This window comes from Pseudomonas sp. B21-017 (assembly GCF_024749245.1).
Lineage (GTDB): Bacteria > Pseudomonadota > Gammaproteobacteria > Pseudomonadales > Pseudomonadaceae > Aquipseudomonas.
Map to the genome: position 1 here is coordinate 6,067,000 of NZ_CP087194.1, position 16,339 is coordinate 6,083,338.

A 16,339-nucleotide genomic window follows, 5' to 3' on the forward strand; every position below is an offset into this window, starting at 1 on the left:
ACCGTTATAAAAAATGCCCTGATCTTGCGATCGGGGCATTTTCATTTCAGTTGAGAACATCCCTGCAGATTTTCTCCGACCATAAAAAACGCCCGCGATCGTGAGATCGGGGGCGTTTTTGTGTCAGGTGCGAAGATTATTTCGCTTTGACACCTTCAAACGTCACGTACAGATCGACTGCGTCGGACGCTGGGCCCAGGTCTTTCTGCTTGCCGAAATCGGAACGCTTGATGCTGGTGGTGCCTTCGAAGCCGGCACGGTAGCCGCCCCATGGATCCTTGCCTTCACCCAGGAACGTGGCTTTGACTACGATTGGCTTGGTCACGCCCAGCAGGGTCAGGTTGCCGGTCACGTCGGCAGTGTCTTTGCCTGCGGCGTTTTTACCGGTAGGTTTGACGCTGGTGGAGACGAACTTGGCGTCGGCGAATTTGCCCACGTTCAGGAAGTCACCGCTGGCGATGTGCTTGTCGCGTTCGGCGTGGTTGGTGAACACGCTGGCGGTGCGCACATTGAACTCGATCTTGCTGTCTTCAGGCTTGGCAGCGTCGAAGCTGAACTTGCCGTCGATATCCTTGAAGGTACCGATGATGTAGCTGTAGCCCAAGTGGCTGATCTTGAAGTCAACAAAGGCGTGCTGGCCTTCTTTGTCGACCACATAGTCGGCCGCCATCACGTTAGCCGACAGCAGAGCAGAACCGATTGCCAGAGCGGCGAGCGTCTTTTTCAACATGCTTTCTATTCCTTTGGAGTCGAGGTAGAACATCAGGCTTTGCGCCCCAGCATTCGCGTCAGGGTCGCATCACGATCGATAAAGTGGTGCTTCAATGCAGCCAACGCATGGAAACCGGAAAAAATTACCAGCAGCCAGGCCAGGTACAAATGAATCACACCCGCGGTGTCTGCCTGGTCCGGTAGTCCGGAAACCAGTGCAGGAATTTCAAACAGGCCAAACACCGGAATCCCGACACCGTCTGCGGTGGAAATCAGGTAACCGGCGATCATCACAGCGAACAGACTGAGATAAAGGAACGAATGGCCGAACTTGGCGCCAAGGCGGGTCATGCGGCTATAGCTTGGCAAGAGCGGCGGCGGTGGGCTGATGAAGCGCCACACTACCCGCAGCAACATCACGGCAAATAACACCAGACCAATACTCTTGTGCAGATCCGGCGCGTCTTTACGCCAGGTGCTGTAGTAATCGAGACCGACCATCCACAACCCCAACGCAAACAGGCCGAAGACGGCCAACGCCACACCCCAGTGCATAAAGATGCTGACCCAACCGTAGCGGGAAGAAGAGTTACGTAGCTGCATTGCCCAAATCCTGTAAGAACTGCGCCCAAGACTATCGAGTTATCTATCGATTTAAAGCGGAAAATTTCGCTCTGAAATATCGAGAAATACGATCAAGACCTTGGGGCCGGGAGGTTAAGAGAGTGTTAACCGAAGGAAAAAACCTTCACGCACCCTCCTTATATTCATTTATGAGCCGATACCACTCGTCAGAACTGTCACATTTAACAGTGGCTTTCATTGCAGGTCATTGATGAACTTGAACTTGGACGTCAGTCCAAGTGTCTGAACAGGAGTTCTACCATGAGTCACAATTCGAGTTCATCCCCCGTGATAACACGCAGTCAATCCAATTCAATACCCGTAGGGGAAGGACCGCGAGGGATGGCCATCAGCAACGATGGATCACGTGTATTTGTTTGCAATTACATGTCGGACAATGTGTCCGTCATCGACACCCGGAACAAAAAGGTAATCCGCACCATCGCCGTGGAGCAGTATCCCCGAAGCATTGCCCTTGGCCATGAGGGGAAAAGAGCTTACGTGACCAACTACGGTTCAAGTTCGGTTTCGGTTATTGATACCGAAACATACGCGGTGGGTAACATCACGGTGGGTAGACACCCTTGGGGAGTCGTCGCGAGCCGGGACGGGAGGCATGTTTACGTCACCGTACGGCAGGATAAAGAGTGGCTGGCGATAATTGACGCTCGCACTTATGTGGTGAGCAGAGTCCGAGGGTTACCTTCACCGTCCATAAGTGTGGACATCAGCCAGGACGATTCGCGTCTCTATATTTCCAGTACCGATTCCCCTGGTCGCCCTTTTCAGGACGCGCTCACGGTCATCAGCAGCAAGACGTTCGAAGTCATCAACATCATCAAAACCGAAAAATATCCGTCAGCCGTTACTGTCAGTCCCGACGGTAGAAAAGTGTATATCGTGGGTCTGGACGCTCGAAGACTGACCGTGTTGGACACCCGGTCACTGACCACCCGGCATTTCGATTTTGTGGCTTGCGAAGGGGAAATAGTGTTTAGCAAAAAGAACGCTTACGCCGTTGATCACACCGAAAAAGAGGTCGTGGAAGTGAATACCGCCACCCATAAGATTGTTCGCAGGTTTCCCATCCCTGGGGCTATCGACCCGCATCATATGGTTCTTGATCATCATAACTGTGCCTATATCAGCGACTACCAAGGCGACGAAGTCCATATCGTCGATCTGCCTTAGTACCAAAGCATCAGCCGGCCTCTACGAGGGGGCAAAGACATAAAAAAAGCGCGGCATCACTGCCGCGCTTTTTTTTGATCCCAAGACTTACTGTGTCTTGGTTTCAGTCGCCACCGGGGCCTTCGCAGCGGTACTCACCACTGGTTTCTTCACTGGTTCAGCCTTTTTCGCCGTTGCCTTGGCCGGAGCCTTTTTGGCCTCGGTTTTGGCAGCAGGCTTTTTCACTGGCGCTTTGGCCGGTGCTTTCTTCACCGGCTCGGCTTGCGCCGGCACCACTGGCTTCGGTGCCTCAACCGGTGCAGGTGCCGGAGCCGGCGCAGCAACTGGCGCGGATGCCGGAGCAACGGGGGCCACGGGTTCTGGCGCCTTGGCCGGAGCCTTGTCGGAGCCACCACCAAACATCCGCGAGAAGAAGCCAGGCTTGGTCTCTTCAGCTTTCGCTTCAACCTTCGCAGGTTCTGCCTTGTCGGCCGCTTTATCGGACGAACCACCGAACATGTTGCTGAAGAAATTGCCTTTCTTCGCCACTACCGCGCCTGCCGCCGCAGCGGTCGCTGCCGGCACAACTTTCGCCGGTTCAAACGATTTGCCCGCTGCCAGGTCTTCCAGCTGACTGGCTGCACGCTGACCGGTGCGCAAGGCGCCTTCCAGGGTGCCTGGGTACAAGGTGTCAGTGTGTTCGCCGGCAAAGGCTACACGTTGCAGCGGACGCTCCCACAGGCGCCAGTATTTGCTGATCTGCCCCGGACCGAAGGCCAGGTAAGCGCCGCCCATCGATGGGTCGGTGCTGTAGCGGCGGATTTCATAACCGGTGAACGAACCGCGTGCCTGTGGATAAAAGGCGTGCAGACGAATCAGCACCTGATCGGCCATTTGCTTGTCGCCAAAGGCCTGCATCACCCGCGCGTTGTCGCCGGAAATGTTGATCACCACGTTGGCGCCGCCCTTCAAGGCCGGCTCGATCCACAACATGCCCAGACCGGCGTTGCTGTAGATCTCGCCAGACATGCGCGCCTTGCTTTCCCACACTGGCGTCTTGAACTTCAGCATGATCTGGTCACGCCAGCCGTAGTTGGTGCCCTTGATGGCGCCCATGTGCTGGGCGTCCAGCGCCGGAGTCATCTGGATCTTGCTCAGTGCGCGCAACGGCACCGCCAGCACGACGTAGTCCGCCTGATAGCCAACGCTGCCGACCTTGACGGTCACGCCGTCCTTGTCCTGGGTGATGGATGAAACCGGGGAACCGGTCTTGATGGTTTTCAGTTGTTTGACGAAGGCCTGGGCTAGCACCGGGCTACCGCCGGGCAGGCGCGAGGCACGCAGGTCACGGTCGGCAACACCACGGTAGACACGGCTCTGTTGAGCGAAGTACAGCAGCGACAGGCGCGAAGGTTCGTCGTAACGGGTACGAATCTCCTGATTCACCAACTGACGCGCAGTGGCTGGCAGATTCAGGCGATCGAGCCAGTTGGCCACGTTGATCTGGTCCAGGGCGAACAGCGTGCTGTTGGCGGCCGGGTTTTGCGGGTCTTCGATCGAGCGCGCCAGGTCATCCAGGGTCTTTTCGTAGCGTTTCAGCGCGTCGCTGGTGGCCGGCTGTTTGGTCGCCAGATCGGCGGCGCTGAAGTATTCACCGTCGATCAGGTAACCCGGGGTCCGCACGAACTCGGGGGCTGGCGTGGTGCTCAGCTTGAACGTCGAGATGTACTTGTTCAAAACCGGTTGGGTCTTGTCGTTGCCGATCCACTCGCTGGTGGCCATGCCGGAACGACCGCCCAGGGTCGGTTTGGCTTCCAGCAGGGTGACCTGCCAGCCTTTGCTCTGCAGTTCGTACGCCGCGGTGAGGCCCGAAAGCCCGCCGCCGACCACGATCGCCGTTTTATCCTTGGCCAGCGCCGAAACGCTGAACAGCCCTAACATCACCAGCGCACAGGCGCGCAGCCAACCAGCAGACATTCAGAGAACTCCGGAAATACACGAGGAAATAGCGGTTTTACGAGTCAGACGACTCAAAGAGCCGCGAAGAATACGTCAGCCATCAAAACGCCGCCAGCGACGTCTATCGTCCTATACAAAGTAGCTCAATCGACACAATGGGTTGTCCCCGTGACGCGCATTGCATAGGCTTGCGCGATTGTTTACCCGCCTACGTCACGGGTAGCCTCGAGGAGACAGAAAATGGGCCTGAATAAACAGTGGATGGAACGCGATCTCGCCGTGTTATGGCATCCCTGCACCCAGATGAAAGACCACGAACAGCTGCCGCTGATCCCGATCAAGCGCGGTGAAGGCGTGTGGCTGGAAGACTTCGAAGGCAAACGCTACCTCGACGCCGTCAGCTCCTGGTGGGTCAATGTGTTCGGCCACGCCAACCCGCGGATCAACCAGCGCATCAAGGATCAGGTCGATCAGCTGGAACACGTGATCCTCGCCGGTTTCAGCCATCAGCCGGTGATCGAGCTGTCCGAGCGTCTGGTGAAGATGACGCCCGAAGGCCTGACCCGGTGTTTCTACGCCGATAACGGTTCATCGTGCATTGAAGTCGCGCTGAAAATGAGCTTCCACTACTGGCTCAACCGCGGCCAGCCGAACAAGAAACGCTTCGTCACCCTCACCAACGGCTACCACGGCGAGACCATGGCGGCGATGGCAGTGGGCGACGTGCCGCTGTTTACCGAAACCTACAAAGCCCTGCTGATGGACACCATCAAGGTGCCGAGCCCCGATTGCTACCTGCGCCCCGAGGGCATGAGCTGGGAAGAACACTCACGCAACATGTTCGCCGCCATGGAGCAGACCCTGGCCGACAACCACGATACCGTGGCCGCCGTGATTCTGGAGCCGCTGATTCAGGGCGCCGGCGGCATGCGCATGTATCACCCGGTGTACCTCAAGCTGCTGCGCGACGCCTGTGATCGTTATGGCGTGCACCTGATCCACGATGAAATCGCCGTCGGCTTCGGTCGTACCGGCACAATGTTCGCCTGCGAACAGGCTGGTATCCGCCCGGACTTCCTCTGCCTGTCCAAGGCCCTGACTGGCGGTTACCTGCCGTTGGCGGCCTGCCTGACCACCGATGAGGTCTACAGCGCGTTCTACGACGACTACCCGACCCTGCGCGCCTTCCTGCATTCCCACAGCTATACCGGCAATCCGCTGGCCTGCGCGGCGGCATTGGCGACGCTGGATATCTTCGAAGAAGACAACGTCATCGAGAACAACAAGGCTCTGGCCCAGCGCATGGCCTCCTCCACCGCGCACCTGGCCGATCACCCGAACGTCTCTGAAGTGCGCCAGACCGGCATGGTGCTGGCGATCGAGATGGTCAAGGACAAGGCCAGCAAGACCGCTTACCCGTGGCAGGAACGTCGCGGTTTGACCGTGTTCCAGCATGCACTGCAACGAGGTGCTTTACTGAGGCCGTTGGGCAGCGTGGTGTATTTCCTGCCGCCTTACGTGATTACCCCGGAGCAGATCGATTTTCTGGCCGAAGTGGCCAGCGAAGGCATCGACATCGCCACCCGTGACAGCGTCAGCGTGGCGGTACCGAAGGACTTTCATCCGGGCTATCGCGATCCGGGCTAGCTGCCACTGAGTAGTAACCCTGTGGCGAGGGAGCTTGCTCCCGCTGGGCTGCGTAGCAGCCCCAAAAACCTGACACTGAGGAGTGTCAGGTAAACCTTGCGACCGCTTCGCGCTCGAACGGGAGCAAGCTCCCTCGCCACAAAAGCAACTCGATCCGAACTTACCGTAGAGACCCAAGATGAGACTGTCCCGCTTCTTTATCGACGCCCCTTTGAGCACCGGCGAACACGAGTTGCCCGAAGCCCAGGCGCATTACATCAGCCGTGTGCTGCGCATGGCCGAGGGTGATGCGGTGCAACTGTTCGACGGCTCGGGCCATGAGTTTCGCGGCACGCTGGTGGAAGTCGGCAAGAAGCGCGTGGTGGTGCAAATCGATGAAAGCTTTACCGGTCAGGTCGAGTCGTCGCTGGCGGTCCATCTCGGCCAGGGTTTGTCCCGTGGCGAGCGGATGGACTGGGCGATTCAAAAAGCCACCGAACTGGGCGTCACCGAAATCACGCCGATTTTCACCGACCGCTGCGAAGTCCGCCTTAAGGACGAACGCGCCGACAAACGCCTGATGCACTGGCGTCAGGTGGCGATCAGCGCCTGCGAGCAGTGTGGGCGTTCACGGGTGCCGGTGATTCATCCGCCATTGCTGTTGGCTGACTGGTTGAAGCAGACCGCGGCCGAATTGAAACTGGTGCTGCATCCGGTGGCCGAGCCGCTGGTGAGCCACGCCAAACCTGCAAGCCTGGCGTTCCTGATCGGTCCGGAGGGCGGCTTGTCCGACGTCGAAGTCGAACAGGCCAAGGCTGGCGGTTTCCACGCCGCCCGCCTCGGCCCGCGCGTGCTGCGCACCGAAACCGCGCCGGTGGTGGCATTGGCGGTGGCCCAACAACTCTGGGGTGACTTCTAGGGACTTGTGGCGAGGGGCTTGCCCCCTCGCCACAAAAGCAGTCACAAGACGTAGAACCAAATCGCCACAAAGTGCAGCAAACTCCCGGCTATCACGAACAGATGCCAGATCCCATGGGCGTGGCGCAGACGATGGTCGAGGGCAAAAAAGATAATCCCCACGGTGTACAACACCCCGCCCGACGCCAGCAAGGTAAAGCCGACAGGGCCCAGTGCCGCCAGTAACGGCTTGACCGCCACCAGCACGATCCAGCCCATCACCGCGTAAATCACGACCGACAGAATCCGTGCTTCCGAGCGCGGTTTGATCTCTTGCAGGATACCGATCAGCGCCAGCCCCCAGACAATCCCGAACAAGGTCCAGCCCCATGGCCCGCGCAGGGTCACCAGGCAGAACGGCGTGTAACTACCGGCAATCAGCAAGTAGATCGAAAAGTGATCGACCTTCTGCATGATCGCTTTCTTGCGCCCACGCACGCTGTGGTACACGGTCGAGGCGCTGTAGAGCACCAGCAAGGTAAACGCGTAAATCGCCACACTGACGATCTTCCACGGACTGCCATCCATACTGGCGATCACCAGCAGCCACACGCCCCCGACCAATGCCGCCACCGCCCCAACCAAATGCGTCCAGGCGTTCAATCTTTCCCCGTGATACATGTGTTGCTCACCTCTACGTTCATTACCGCCGCGCGCAAGGCTCAGGCCTCAAGGTTAAAAGCGCAATGTTTCAGAACACAATGCCCCCCTACGAAAGCCATCGAGCCAAACGTTAGCCAATTGGGCACAATCGAGACATACGAATAAGAGTCTGGCCCATGTTGATCGATGAAGAGTTGACCCTGAAAAAACTCGAAGTGTTCCTGGCCTTCATGCGCACCGGCAACCTGGCCCGCGCCGCCGTCGAGTTGCAGACCAGCAACGTCAGCGTGCACCGCGCCATCCACTCCCTGGAAAGCGCCCTGCGTTGCCCGCTATTCAAGCACGAAGGGCGCAACCTGACCCCGTTGGAAAGTGCTTATGTGCTGGAAGAGCGGGCGCAGAAGCTGATTCAGGACGTGCTCGAAACCGTGCGCCTGACCCGCGAAGCCGCCGGGTTCTCCGCCGAACGCTTCAAGCTCGGCTCGCTGTATTCGCTGACGGTGAAGACTGTGCCGCAGCTGATCATGGGCCTGAAAATCCGCCGCAGCGAACTCAATATCGACCTGATCCTGGGTTCGAACATCGACCTGCTGTACAAACTCAAGAACATGGAAGTCGACGCGATCCTGGTGTCACTGGACGACAGCGTCAACGACCCGGACTGCGAACAGATCCCGCTGTTTTCCGATGACATCTTCCTCGCCACCCCGGCGGACTCGCCCTTTGCCCAGCGGAGCGAAGTCGACCTGGCCGAGGTGCGCGACGAAACGTTCATCACCTTGACCCAAGGCTTCGCCACGCACCAGGACGGCATTCGAGTGTTCAAGCAGGCGGGGTTCGAGCCAAAGGTGGCGATGCAGGTCAACGACATCTTCACCCTGCTGAGCATGGTCAGCTCGGGGGTGGGTTATGCGTTGCTGCCGGGGCGGATTGCGGCGGTGTATGAGAACCGGGTGAAGCTGATTCCATTGCAGGAAAAGTACCGGTTGCAGCAGCACATTGGCGTGGTGTTTCTCAAGGCCAAGGAGCGTGACCCGAATCTGCTGGCGCTGTTGGCGGAATGCCGGATGTATGCCAATCGCCAGGCTTGAATGTGGCGAGGGAGCTTGCTCCCGCTCGGGTGCGGAGCGCCCGCAAAACCAGGCCACCGGATTTACCTGATACACCTCGGTGGTAGAAGTTGGGGCTACTGCGCAGCCCAGCGGGAGCAAGCTCCCTCGCCACAAGAAGCAGTCATTCGTTAACCAACGATCCCGCGAACAACGAAGTACAGCAACGAAGGCCCAAGCAAGCATCCAAGCCCGGTATGGAACGTCGCCGTCAGCGCGCCATACGGCACCAGCCGCCGATCCGTCGCCGCCAACCCGGCGGTCACACCGCTGACAGTCCCGGCCAAGCCGCCAAACACCATGGCCGAGCGCGGGTTATCCAGGCCCATCCAGCGCGCCGCCACCGGCGTGCCGACCATCACCAGAATCGCCTTGATCAACCCGGTGGCAATCGACAGCGCCATCACATCGGATGAGGCCCCAATCGCAGCACCCGTCACCGGCCCGACGATGTACGTCACCGCACCCGCGCCAATGGTGGTCATGCTGATCGCATCGCGATAACCGAACACCCAGGCAATGCTCGCCCCGACAATGAACGGCAGAATCGTGCCCAGCAGCAGCGCGATGACGCCAATCATCCCGGCCTTTTTCGCTTCGGTGGCCTGCACCTCGAACGCCGTGGCAACGATGGCGAAGTCACGCAACATGGCGCCGCCCATCAAACCGATGCCGGAAAACAGTGACAGATCCGCCAGGCCTTTTTGCCCGCCGGTCATGGTGCCGCCAACCCACGCCAGCACCAGGCCGATGACGATGGCAATCGCCGAGCCATGAATCCGCCCGAAAGTCAGGCGCTTGGACAGAATCACCGACACCCACATGATTACGCCAACAAACGCAAATGCCGTGACCAGACTGTTATTTACCAGGCCTTTCTCAATGAGTTCCCACATATCAGCGACCTCCTACTGGCGTGCCGACCGGTGTTATGTCCACCGGTTCATCGGGCAAGGGTTCGCCTTTGTGGGTTCGGCTGATCAACGCAATGGTGCAGCCGCAGAGCACCACCGAACCGATCGCCGCCAGCACCGCCACCGGGCCGCCGTGCAGGGCGGTGACCACGTTCTGTTGCGCCGCCATGGCAACCACCACCGGAATGTACATGGCGCCCCAGAAGCCGACGCCCATCTCGCAATCCTTGGTCATGCCGCCGCGTTTTTGCATCCACAACCGCGCGCAAATCAGCAGGATCATCGCGATCCCGACCCCGCCGACGTTGGATTTCACACCCAGCAACACGCCGAGCATGTCACCCATGATCACCCCTGCCAGCGTACAGATCGCCAACAGCGCCACACCGTAAATAATCATTGTTGTAGTCCTCAAAGTGCATCGTCGGAATTGTTGTTTTTGTAGTTCGCAACCTGAGTCGGTGATCTAGGGTTAGCGGCTTCCCTCCTCACGCAACAGCGCCTGCAAGGTATCGAGCCGTGCACCGTCGAAGGCAATCACGGTGCCCTGCTCGAACACCCGGCGCGCCAGCCCGGTCAACACCGCACCGGGCGGCAGTTCGATCTGTAAACGCACGCCGCGCTCGTAAGCGCTTTGCACCGTACCGCGCCAATCGACGACGCGGCACATGTTGAACGCCAGGTCGTCGCGCAAGGCATCCGTGTTGATGACGGGCCGGGCTCGACTGCCACTCAGGTAACCCAGGGTCGGCGTTTTCAATTGCACCTTGGCGAAGGCTTCGGCCAGAGTTTTCGCCGGTGTTTCCAGCAGCGGGCAATGGGACGGCACGCTGACCGCCAGACGCTTGGCCAGACCGGCGCCACGGCTGCGCGCCAGGTCGGTAACTGCTTTCATCGCCGAATCACTGCCAGCAATCACCACCTGGTTATCGGCGTTGATGTTGGCCAGGTAAACCGGTGTATCAACACAGTGAACCTGCGCCAGCAACCCCTCCACCGTCGCCAATTCCAGACCGATGATCGCGGTCATGCCGTAGCCTTGAGGATATGCCTGCTGCATCAGCTCACCGCGCAGGCTGACCAGATGCAGCGCATCACTGAAACTCAAGGCGCCCGCAACCACCGCCGCCGGGTAGGCACCGATGGACAGTCCCGCCACGTAATCCGGTGCCATTGATAACTGACGCGAAGCGGCGACGCCGGCAATCAGCAGGCACAGCTGAACCGCCCTTGTCGACTGCAACGCCTCGGCAGAATCGAGCAGCAAGACGTCTTCGCCAAGCACCTCGCTGGCCTCGATCAGCGTTTCCCAAGGTAAACGATGGAGCATGCCCGGCTGCTGCGCGCCCTGGCCGGGGAACACCAGCAAGCTGCTCACGCTGCTTGCTCCTGCGGGTTCCAGGGATCGTTGACCAAACACGCTTCATGGGCGTTCTTGAGTAGAACCCGTTGCGACGGGCTAGCCCATTCGCGCAGGGCGACAGCGCCATTCGGCGCCTGCAATTGCATGTCCACCAAACACTCGGCGCTGCCGAGAAGCATCATCAATGCCCGCGCTTGAGTACGGCTCAACGGCTGCGGTGTACGCAGAATCAAGTCGAGATCGCTACGTTCATGGAGCGCCGCAAAACCGCTGGCCAATTCAAACCCGGCGCTGCCGCTGACACCCCACGCCCAACCACAGGTGTCGAGCATCGACCGCAGGTGCGCCAGCGCTCGCAGGGCCGGCAAGTCGCGAGCCGGGGCGACATGACAGAGGTCTTCCGGCATCACGCGACGCGAAATCGCCGTGATCGCCATCGACGTTGCATAACGCTGCTCACGCAAGTGCCCACGCACTCCGACCGCGATTTGACCCGGCGCGGTGATCGCGCGCCGGACTACCACCGGCTGACCCGCGCTGATCGACTCGACCACCCACCCAGGCGCATCCGCCGGCAACTGCTCCGGGGTCATCCCCCAAAGCAGGTCGTGGGCCAGAAACCTGTTCACCACTGCGCTCTCAGCAGTTGACGAACCTTGCTCGACGCTGCGCGGTTACTCGCGCCCAAGCGGCTGCTCAGATCGCGACCGCTGGCAGCGACATCGCCAATCGCCTGGTTCAGGCATTCATTCACTCGCGCCAAATCTGCTGCGGTCGGCTGCTCGATCTGCTCCACCGACAAGGTTTCCCAGAGCAACCCCAGGCTGGCAAAACTATCGATGTCATAAGCCATCGGTGGCACGCTGGCGGCCAACGCCTCCAGCTCTTCGACACTGCGCAACGTCACCCGCGCCGCCGACGCCTTGCCCATCGCATGCACCATCACCCCCGGATCGCGCAACGCGATCAGCCGGTTGGCCTGATACCCGTGAGCCAGAAACGCCCCGGACATCGCCTTGCCCACCAGCAAACCGATCACCGCATGGCCGGCCAGTCGGGCGCGGGCATAACTGTCCGCCGCACCGGCCAATGCCTGATGAATGCCGAGTGCTTCTTCGCGCCGACCGTAAGCCTGACTCGGCACATCGACGATGGCGATCAACGCCCGTTTGTGCGGTGTATCCCGATCGGCTTCGATCACCTCATCCACCGCTTTGGCCAGGCCCCAACCTTCCAGCAGACCAACCTCGCCATTGCGGGCGCGGACGAAGCGGTTGTCGGGGTCGGCCACCACCGCAATAAACCGCACGGGCTGATCGCCCAGTACACCGTCGGCGACTTTCAACGAAGCCGGCAAACCCTCGACCGATTTCGCGCCAGCGCGCAAGGCGTTGAACCAGTTCAGGCCTCTCAGGGAATACGAACTCATGAGCGCTCTCCTTGATACAGATCGCGAACCACTGACGGCTCGATTTGCGGTTCGGCGTCCAGACGGGCCAGCCGTTGCAAGAACCACTCGGCCTGACCGCTACGTTGTTGGTCCGGCAAACCTTGCTTGAACAATTCGCCGACCTGCTGCTGAATCTGCGCCACGTCGTCCTCGACATAGCGATCCACCAAGCCGCTGGCGAAGCGTTGCTCGCCGCCGGTCAGGCTCCAGATAAACGGGCGATCACGGGAGTCGTATTCCTCAAGCCCGGCTTCCTGCTCGATCACCTGCGGGCCGTTGAGGCCAAGGCGTGCTTCCTGAGTCACCAGCAAATAACTGCACAACCCGGCGGCAATCGACATCCCGCCAAAACAGCCAACGCTACCGGCGACCACGCCGATTACCGGTTGGTACTGGCGCAGATCGACGATCGCCGCATGAATATCGGCAATCGCCGCCAGCCCGAGATTGGCTTCCTGCAAACGCACGCCGCCGGTTTCCAGCAGCAACACGGCACGGGTGGGAATGCCTTTGCGGTTGTCCTCGGCGGCCAGTTCCAGCGCACCGGCAATCTTCGCCCCGCCGACTTCACCCAGGCTGCCGCCCTGAAACGCGCCTTCGATGGCCGCGATCACCACCGGCAAACCGCCAATGCTGCCCTTGGCGATCACCACCCCGTCATCGGCTTGCGGCACTACGCCCTGGCGCGAGAGCCATGGCGACATGACGCGCTGAAACGGGTCGAGCAATTCGCGGAAGGTGCCGGCATCGAGCAGCGCTTTTGCCCGTTGCCGGGCACCGAGTTCGACGAAGCTCTGCCTTTCAAGGAATGGGTTGAGAAGCGCTGCGCTGTCAGTCATGACCGATCTCCTCAAAGCCCTGTTCCAGACGCAAGCGCACCACGCCAGGGGTGGCGCCGAAATCGTGGATATCGATCGCCATCGCCGGCGGTGTCTGGCCATCGAACATCCGTGCGAACAGATGCTGCCAGCGTTGTTCACTGCCATTGACCGAGGTCTGCACCTGGATCGTCAATTTGCCCGCCAGCCCCGGCTCGATCAGCACTTCCAGATCGCCCGAGCCCACACAGCCCACCAGCGCCCTGCCCCGTGGCGGCTGCCCGGCGGGGAATTCAAAGGATAAGGTTTCCATCAAAACGCTCCCTGGGAGATGCCGTCGCGCGACTCAATGCGGTCGATGAACAGGCAGGCTGCGAGCAAGTCCGCAGCGCCACCGGGCGAGGCATTCAACGCGATTAATTGTTGGTCCAGCTCATGCAAACGGCGGCGACCGGCGAAGCTGGCGCTGCCGCCGGCGTCGAGCACGGCTTGCGCGCCGAGTTGCATGGTGTGCAGGCCGGTTTCGCCTGCGCGGTAGAGCACGCAGGTGTCGGCCAGTGTCGTCATGATCGCCAGCAAGGCATCGAGCCGGGCGTTCTGTTCAGCAACGCCTGCGGCGCGGCTGCGTTTGAGTTGCGGCAGTGCGCGTTGAATCACCGCCGGGAAACCGAGCTGTGCCTCTTCACGGGCACCGCGTGCGCCGTAACGCTGTGCGACTTGCGCACCGTGGCTGAGCGGACGCGGGGCGTAACGGTCGTCGAGAAGGGCCAGGCGCGCAGCGCGCAAGGTGATGGCGCTTGCGGCACTGGACTCAGGTTCCAGCGCGACGGCCGTGACCAGAAGCCCCAAGGCCCAGATCGCCCCACGATGGGTGTTCACACCGCCTGTAGTAGCGAGCATCACTTGCTCGCCTTCACGACCAATGCACCCGACAGCTTCACGCAGGGGCAGGCCGACTTCGCCGAACTCGATGGCCGCGTCCGCCATTGCCTTGAACGCCGGCCACAGGGACAACGCCGAAGCGTGCATCAGCCCGAGGTGCAAATCGGTGTGCGCGCCATTGCCGCGACGGTCCACCAGCGCCGGTTTCGGCGACAGGTCCGCTTCGTCGATCAGCGCGTCCACCGCCAGGTCCGCCAGCCGTTCGGGCATCGACAAGGGCTGGGTTAACGTTCTCGGTTGCAGGTTGAATGCGTGCATTACCAGCTCCTGAACTTGGCGGGCGGGTTGTAGAGGCCACCGGACCATTCCACCAGATCGGCCACGCTTTTCGCTGCGAGCAGTTCGCGAGTGGCGTCGGTGCGGCGGATGCCGAGGTCTTCGGGCAAGGCGATCAGCCCTTCGCGGCGCATGCGCGCGGTGTCTTTGGGGTTGTGGCGCAAGCCGATGGCGGTCACCCCGGCGACGGCAGCGATCATCGCCTGGCGTTCCTCGAGGGAACGGGCCTTGTACAGATAGGCAATGCCTTCTTCGGTGAGCAGGTGGGTGACGTCGTCGCCATAGATCATGATCGGCGCCAGCGGCATGCCGCTTTTCTTCGCCACCTCCACCGCGTCGAGGGTTTCGACGAAGGTCGGTTTACCGCCCTCCTGGAAGGTCTCGACCATTTGCACCACGAGTTTCTTGCCGCGTTCGAGCATCGGCTCGGCCACGTCGGTGTGGCGCATGTCGAGCCAGGCGGGTGTGCCGTGACGACGCCCGCGCGGGTCGTGCCCCATGTTCGGCGCGCCACCGAAACCGGCCAGGCGACCGCGAGTTACTGTCGAAGAATGACCGTCGCCATCGACTTGCAGGGTCGCGCCGATGAACAGGTCCACCGCGTATTGCCCGGCGAGCTGACTGAACATCCGGTTGGAGCGCAGGGAGCCATCGCGGCCGGTGAAGAACACATCAGGCCGGGCGGCGATGTAGTTTTCCATGCCCAGTTCGGTGCCGAAGCAATGCACGCTTTCGACCCAGCCACTTTCGATGGCCGGGATCAGGGTTGGATGCGGATTGAGCGTCCAGTTGCGGCAGATCTTGCCCTTGAGGCCGAGGGACTCGCCGTAAGTCGGAAGGATCAATTCGATGGCGGCGGTGTTGAAGCCGATGCCGTGGTTCAGCGACTGAACATTGTGTTTTTCGTAGATCCCGCGGATCGCCATCATCGCCATCAACACGTGCACAGGCTTGATGTGCCGTGGGTCGCGGGTGAACAACGGCTCGATGTAGAACGGCTTGTCCGCCACCACCACGAAGTCGACCCAGGAGGCGGGGATATCCACGCGAGGCAAGTCGCTGACATCGTCCACCAGTTGATTGACCTGGACGATGACGATGCCGTCACTGAAGGCCGCCGGTTCGATCAACGCGGGCGTGTCTTCGGTGCTTGGGCCGGTGTAGATGTTGCCGGCGCGGTCGGCCATGAAACCGGCCGAGAGCACGACGTTGGGGATCAGGTCCACCACCAGCCGCGCATAGAGTTCGATGTAGGTGTGGATCGCGCCGATTTCCAGCAAACCGTCTTCGAGCAACTGGCTGATGCGCAGGCTCTGGGTACCGGCAAACGAGAAATCGAGCTTGCGCGCGATGCCGCGTTCGAACAGATCCAGGTGCTCGGAGCGCCCGACGCTGGGCATGATCATGTGCAAATCATGCAGCTTGCCCGGATCGGCCTTGGCCAGGGAGCGGGAAAGGAAATCCGCCTGCTTCTGGTTATTGCCCTCCAGCACCACACGGTCGCCGGGCAAGATCAACGCCTCCAGCGCTGCCACGATCTTGTCGGTGGGCAACACCACACCGTCGGCAAGCCCCTTCACCAATTCGAGACGCCGCTGCTTTTCGCTGCGCCGCCGCGTCCATCGCGAGTCGGGGGATATTGTTGTTGTCATGACCACTCCACGGGTTCGCTGTCGTGGGAGTCACCTTAGGAGTGTTGGGTGGGGGGCATCAATCAAGCAGAGAGACGGATCGTTACGCTGACCGTAATGATCGAACACCGCCCCGATCGTTCCCACGCGTAGCAAAGGAATGCCTCAAGGGACGCTCCGCGTTCC

Annotated in this window: 17 protein-coding genes; 4 read left to right on the plus strand and 13 right to left on the minus strand. The window is 60.5% G+C overall.

What is annotated here, in order from left to right; genetic code table 11:
* Positions 1-136 precede the first annotated feature (136 nt).
* Both LOY28_RS27615 and LOY28_RS27620 read right to left on the minus strand, forming a co-directional pair.
* Entirely contained in the window at positions 137-730 is a 594-nt protein-coding gene (locus tag LOY28_RS27615) for a YceI family protein (protein WP_018928736.1), read from the minus strand.
* Positions 731-762: 32 nt separating this feature from the next.
* Positions 763-1,314: a cytochrome b gene (locus LOY28_RS27620; RefSeq protein ID WP_018928735.1), complete on the minus strand. Its 552-nt coding sequence runs from the start codon at positions 1,312-1,314 to the stop codon at positions 763-765.
* Positions 1,315-1,596: 282 nt separating this feature from the next.
* Between LOY28_RS27620 and LOY28_RS27625 the strand changes: the two genes are divergently transcribed.
* Entirely contained in the window at positions 1,597-2,526 is a 930-nt protein-coding gene (locus LOY28_RS27625) for a YncE family protein (RefSeq protein ID WP_111452965.1), read from the plus strand.
* An 87-nt stretch (positions 2,527-2,613) separates the two neighbouring features.
* Here LOY28_RS27625 and LOY28_RS27630 read toward each other — a convergent pair whose 3' ends face one another.
* Positions 2,614-4,482 (minus strand): NAD(P)/FAD-dependent oxidoreductase, encoded by a 1,869-nt coding sequence (locus LOY28_RS27630; protein ID WP_258612784.1) that lies wholly within the window; start codon positions 4,480-4,482, stop codon positions 2,614-2,616.
* Positions 4,483-4,704: 222 nt separating this feature from the next.
* Between LOY28_RS27630 and LOY28_RS27635 the strand changes: the two genes are divergently transcribed.
* Positions 4,705-6,111, plus strand: a complete 1,407-nt coding sequence (locus LOY28_RS27635) for an adenosylmethionine--8-amino-7-oxononanoate transaminase (protein WP_018928732.1) — start codon at positions 4,705-4,707, stop codon at positions 6,109-6,111.
* Positions 6,112-6,289: 178 nt separating this feature from the next.
* Positions 6,290-7,009 (plus strand): 16S rRNA (uracil(1498)-N(3))-methyltransferase, encoded by a 720-nt coding sequence (locus tag LOY28_RS27640; protein ID WP_018928731.1) that lies wholly within the window; start codon positions 6,290-6,292, stop codon positions 7,007-7,009.
* A gap of 41 nt (positions 7,010-7,050) precedes the next feature.
* Here the strand turns inward: LOY28_RS27640 and LOY28_RS27645 are convergent, their stop codons facing one another.
* Positions 7,051-7,668 carry a PAQR family membrane homeostasis protein TrhA gene (locus LOY28_RS27645; RefSeq protein WP_018928730.1) on the minus strand — a complete coding sequence of 206 codons (618 nt, stop codon included), beginning with the start codon at positions 7,666-7,668 and terminating at the stop codon, positions 7,051-7,053.
* A 158-nt stretch (positions 7,669-7,826) separates the two neighbouring features.
* On the opposite strand from LOY28_RS27645, the gene LOY28_RS27650 reads away from it, so the two are divergent.
* Positions 7,827-8,741: a LysR substrate-binding domain-containing protein gene (locus LOY28_RS27650; RefSeq protein WP_019580637.1), complete on the plus strand. Its 915-nt coding sequence runs from the start codon at positions 7,827-7,829 to the stop codon at positions 8,739-8,741.
* 149 nt (positions 8,742-8,890) lie between these two features.
* Here the strand turns inward: LOY28_RS27650 and madM are convergent, their stop codons facing one another.
* From madM to mdcA, 9 genes are all read right to left on the minus strand, one after another.
* Positions 8,891-9,655 carry a malonate transporter subunit MadM gene (gene madM / locus LOY28_RS27655; protein ID WP_018928728.1) on the minus strand — a complete coding sequence of 255 codons (765 nt, stop codon included), beginning with the start codon at positions 9,653-9,655 and terminating at the stop codon, positions 8,891-8,893.
* A 1-nt stretch (position 9,656) separates the two neighbouring features.
* The gene (madL, locus tag LOY28_RS27660; RefSeq protein ID WP_018928727.1) at positions 9,657-10,073 is read right to left on the minus strand and encodes a malonate transporter subunit MadL; all 417 of its coding nucleotides are present in this window, start codon (positions 10,071-10,073) and stop codon (positions 9,657-9,659) included.
* Between the two features lie 72 nt (positions 10,074-10,145).
* Positions 10,146-11,051, minus strand: a complete 906-nt coding sequence (gene mdcH / locus LOY28_RS27665; protein WP_258612785.1) for a malonate decarboxylase subunit epsilon — start codon at positions 11,049-11,051, stop codon at positions 10,146-10,148.
* A complete protein-coding gene (locus tag LOY28_RS27670) occupies positions 11,048-11,668 on the minus strand; it encodes a malonate decarboxylase holo-ACP synthase (RefSeq protein WP_258612786.1) in 621 nt (206 codons plus the stop codon). Before LOY28_RS27670 ends, mdcH begins: the two co-directional genes overlap by 4 nt.
* Positions 11,662-12,465 carry a biotin-independent malonate decarboxylase subunit gamma gene (gene mdcE, locus LOY28_RS27675; protein WP_258612787.1) on the minus strand — a complete coding sequence of 268 codons (804 nt, stop codon included), beginning with the start codon at positions 12,463-12,465 and terminating at the stop codon, positions 11,662-11,664. The genes LOY28_RS27670 and mdcE overlap by 7 nt, the downstream gene beginning before the upstream one ends.
* Positions 12,462-13,325, minus strand: a complete 864-nt coding sequence (locus LOY28_RS27680; RefSeq protein ID WP_258612788.1) for a biotin-independent malonate decarboxylase subunit beta — start codon at positions 13,323-13,325, stop codon at positions 12,462-12,464. Before LOY28_RS27680 ends, mdcE begins: the two co-directional genes overlap by 4 nt.
* The gene (locus tag LOY28_RS27685; RefSeq protein ID WP_007941972.1) at positions 13,318-13,617 is read right to left on the minus strand and encodes a malonate decarboxylase subunit delta; all 300 of its coding nucleotides are present in this window, start codon (positions 13,615-13,617) and stop codon (positions 13,318-13,320) included. The genes LOY28_RS27680 and LOY28_RS27685 overlap by 8 nt, the downstream gene beginning before the upstream one ends.
* Positions 13,617-14,504 carry a triphosphoribosyl-dephospho-CoA synthase gene (locus tag LOY28_RS27690; protein WP_258612789.1) on the minus strand — a complete coding sequence of 296 codons (888 nt, stop codon included), beginning with the start codon at positions 14,502-14,504 and terminating at the stop codon, positions 13,617-13,619. Before LOY28_RS27690 ends, LOY28_RS27685 begins: the two co-directional genes overlap by 1 nt.
* Positions 14,504-16,174: a malonate decarboxylase subunit alpha gene (mdcA, locus tag LOY28_RS27695; RefSeq protein ID WP_019580630.1), complete on the minus strand. Its 1,671-nt coding sequence runs from the start codon at positions 16,172-16,174 to the stop codon at positions 14,504-14,506. Before mdcA ends, LOY28_RS27690 begins: the two co-directional genes overlap by 1 nt.
* Positions 16,175-16,339 lie beyond the last annotated feature (165 nt).

Bases quoted from the DNA above. Each gene is read 5' to 3' on its own strand.
- LOY28_RS27690 (WP_258612789.1), bottom strand. From the start codon at position 14,504: ATGCACGCATTCAACCTGCAACCGAGAACGTTAACCCAGCCCTTGTCG.
- madM (WP_018928728.1), bottom strand. From the start codon at position 9,655: ATGTGGGAACTCATTGAGAAAGGCCTGGTAAATAACAGTCTGGTCACG.
- madL (WP_018928727.1), bottom strand. From the start codon at position 10,073: ATGATTATTTACGGTGTGGCGCTGTTGGCGATCTGTACGCTGGCAGGG.
- LOY28_RS27650 (WP_019580637.1), top strand. From the start codon at position 7,827: ATGTTGATCGATGAAGAGTTGACCCTGAAAAAACTCGAAGTGTTCCTG.
- mdcE (WP_258612787.1), bottom strand. From the start codon at position 12,465: ATGAGTTCGTATTCCCTGAGAGGCCTGAACTGGTTCAACGCCTTGCGC.
- LOY28_RS27640 (WP_018928731.1), top strand. From the start codon at position 6,290: ATGAGACTGTCCCGCTTCTTTATCGACGCCCCTTTGAGCACCGGCGAA.
- LOY28_RS27625 (WP_111452965.1), top strand. From the start codon at position 1,597: ATGAGTCACAATTCGAGTTCATCCCCCGTGATAACACGCAGTCAATCC.
- LOY28_RS27685 (WP_007941972.1), bottom strand. From the start codon at position 13,617: ATGGAAACCTTATCCTTTGAATTCCCCGCCGGGCAGCCGCCACGGGGC.
- LOY28_RS27680 (WP_258612788.1), bottom strand. From the start codon at position 13,325: ATGACTGACAGCGCAGCGCTTCTCAACCCATTCCTTGAAAGGCAGAGC.
- LOY28_RS27635 (WP_018928732.1), top strand. From the start codon at position 4,705: ATGGGCCTGAATAAACAGTGGATGGAACGCGATCTCGCCGTGTTATGG.
- LOY28_RS27645 (WP_018928730.1), bottom strand. From the start codon at position 7,668: ATGTATCACGGGGAAAGATTGAACGCCTGGACGCATTTGGTTGGGGCG.
- mdcA (WP_019580630.1), bottom strand. From the start codon at position 16,174: ATGACAACAACAATATCCCCCGACTCGCGATGGACGCGGCGGCGCAGC.
- LOY28_RS27620 (WP_018928735.1), bottom strand. From the start codon at position 1,314: ATGCAGCTACGTAACTCTTCTTCCCGCTACGGTTGGGTCAGCATCTTT.
- LOY28_RS27615 (WP_018928736.1), bottom strand. From the start codon at position 730: ATGTTGAAAAAGACGCTCGCCGCTCTGGCAATCGGTTCTGCTCTGCTG.
- LOY28_RS27630 (WP_258612784.1), bottom strand. From the start codon at position 4,482: ATGTCTGCTGGTTGGCTGCGCGCCTGTGCGCTGGTGATGTTAGGGCTG.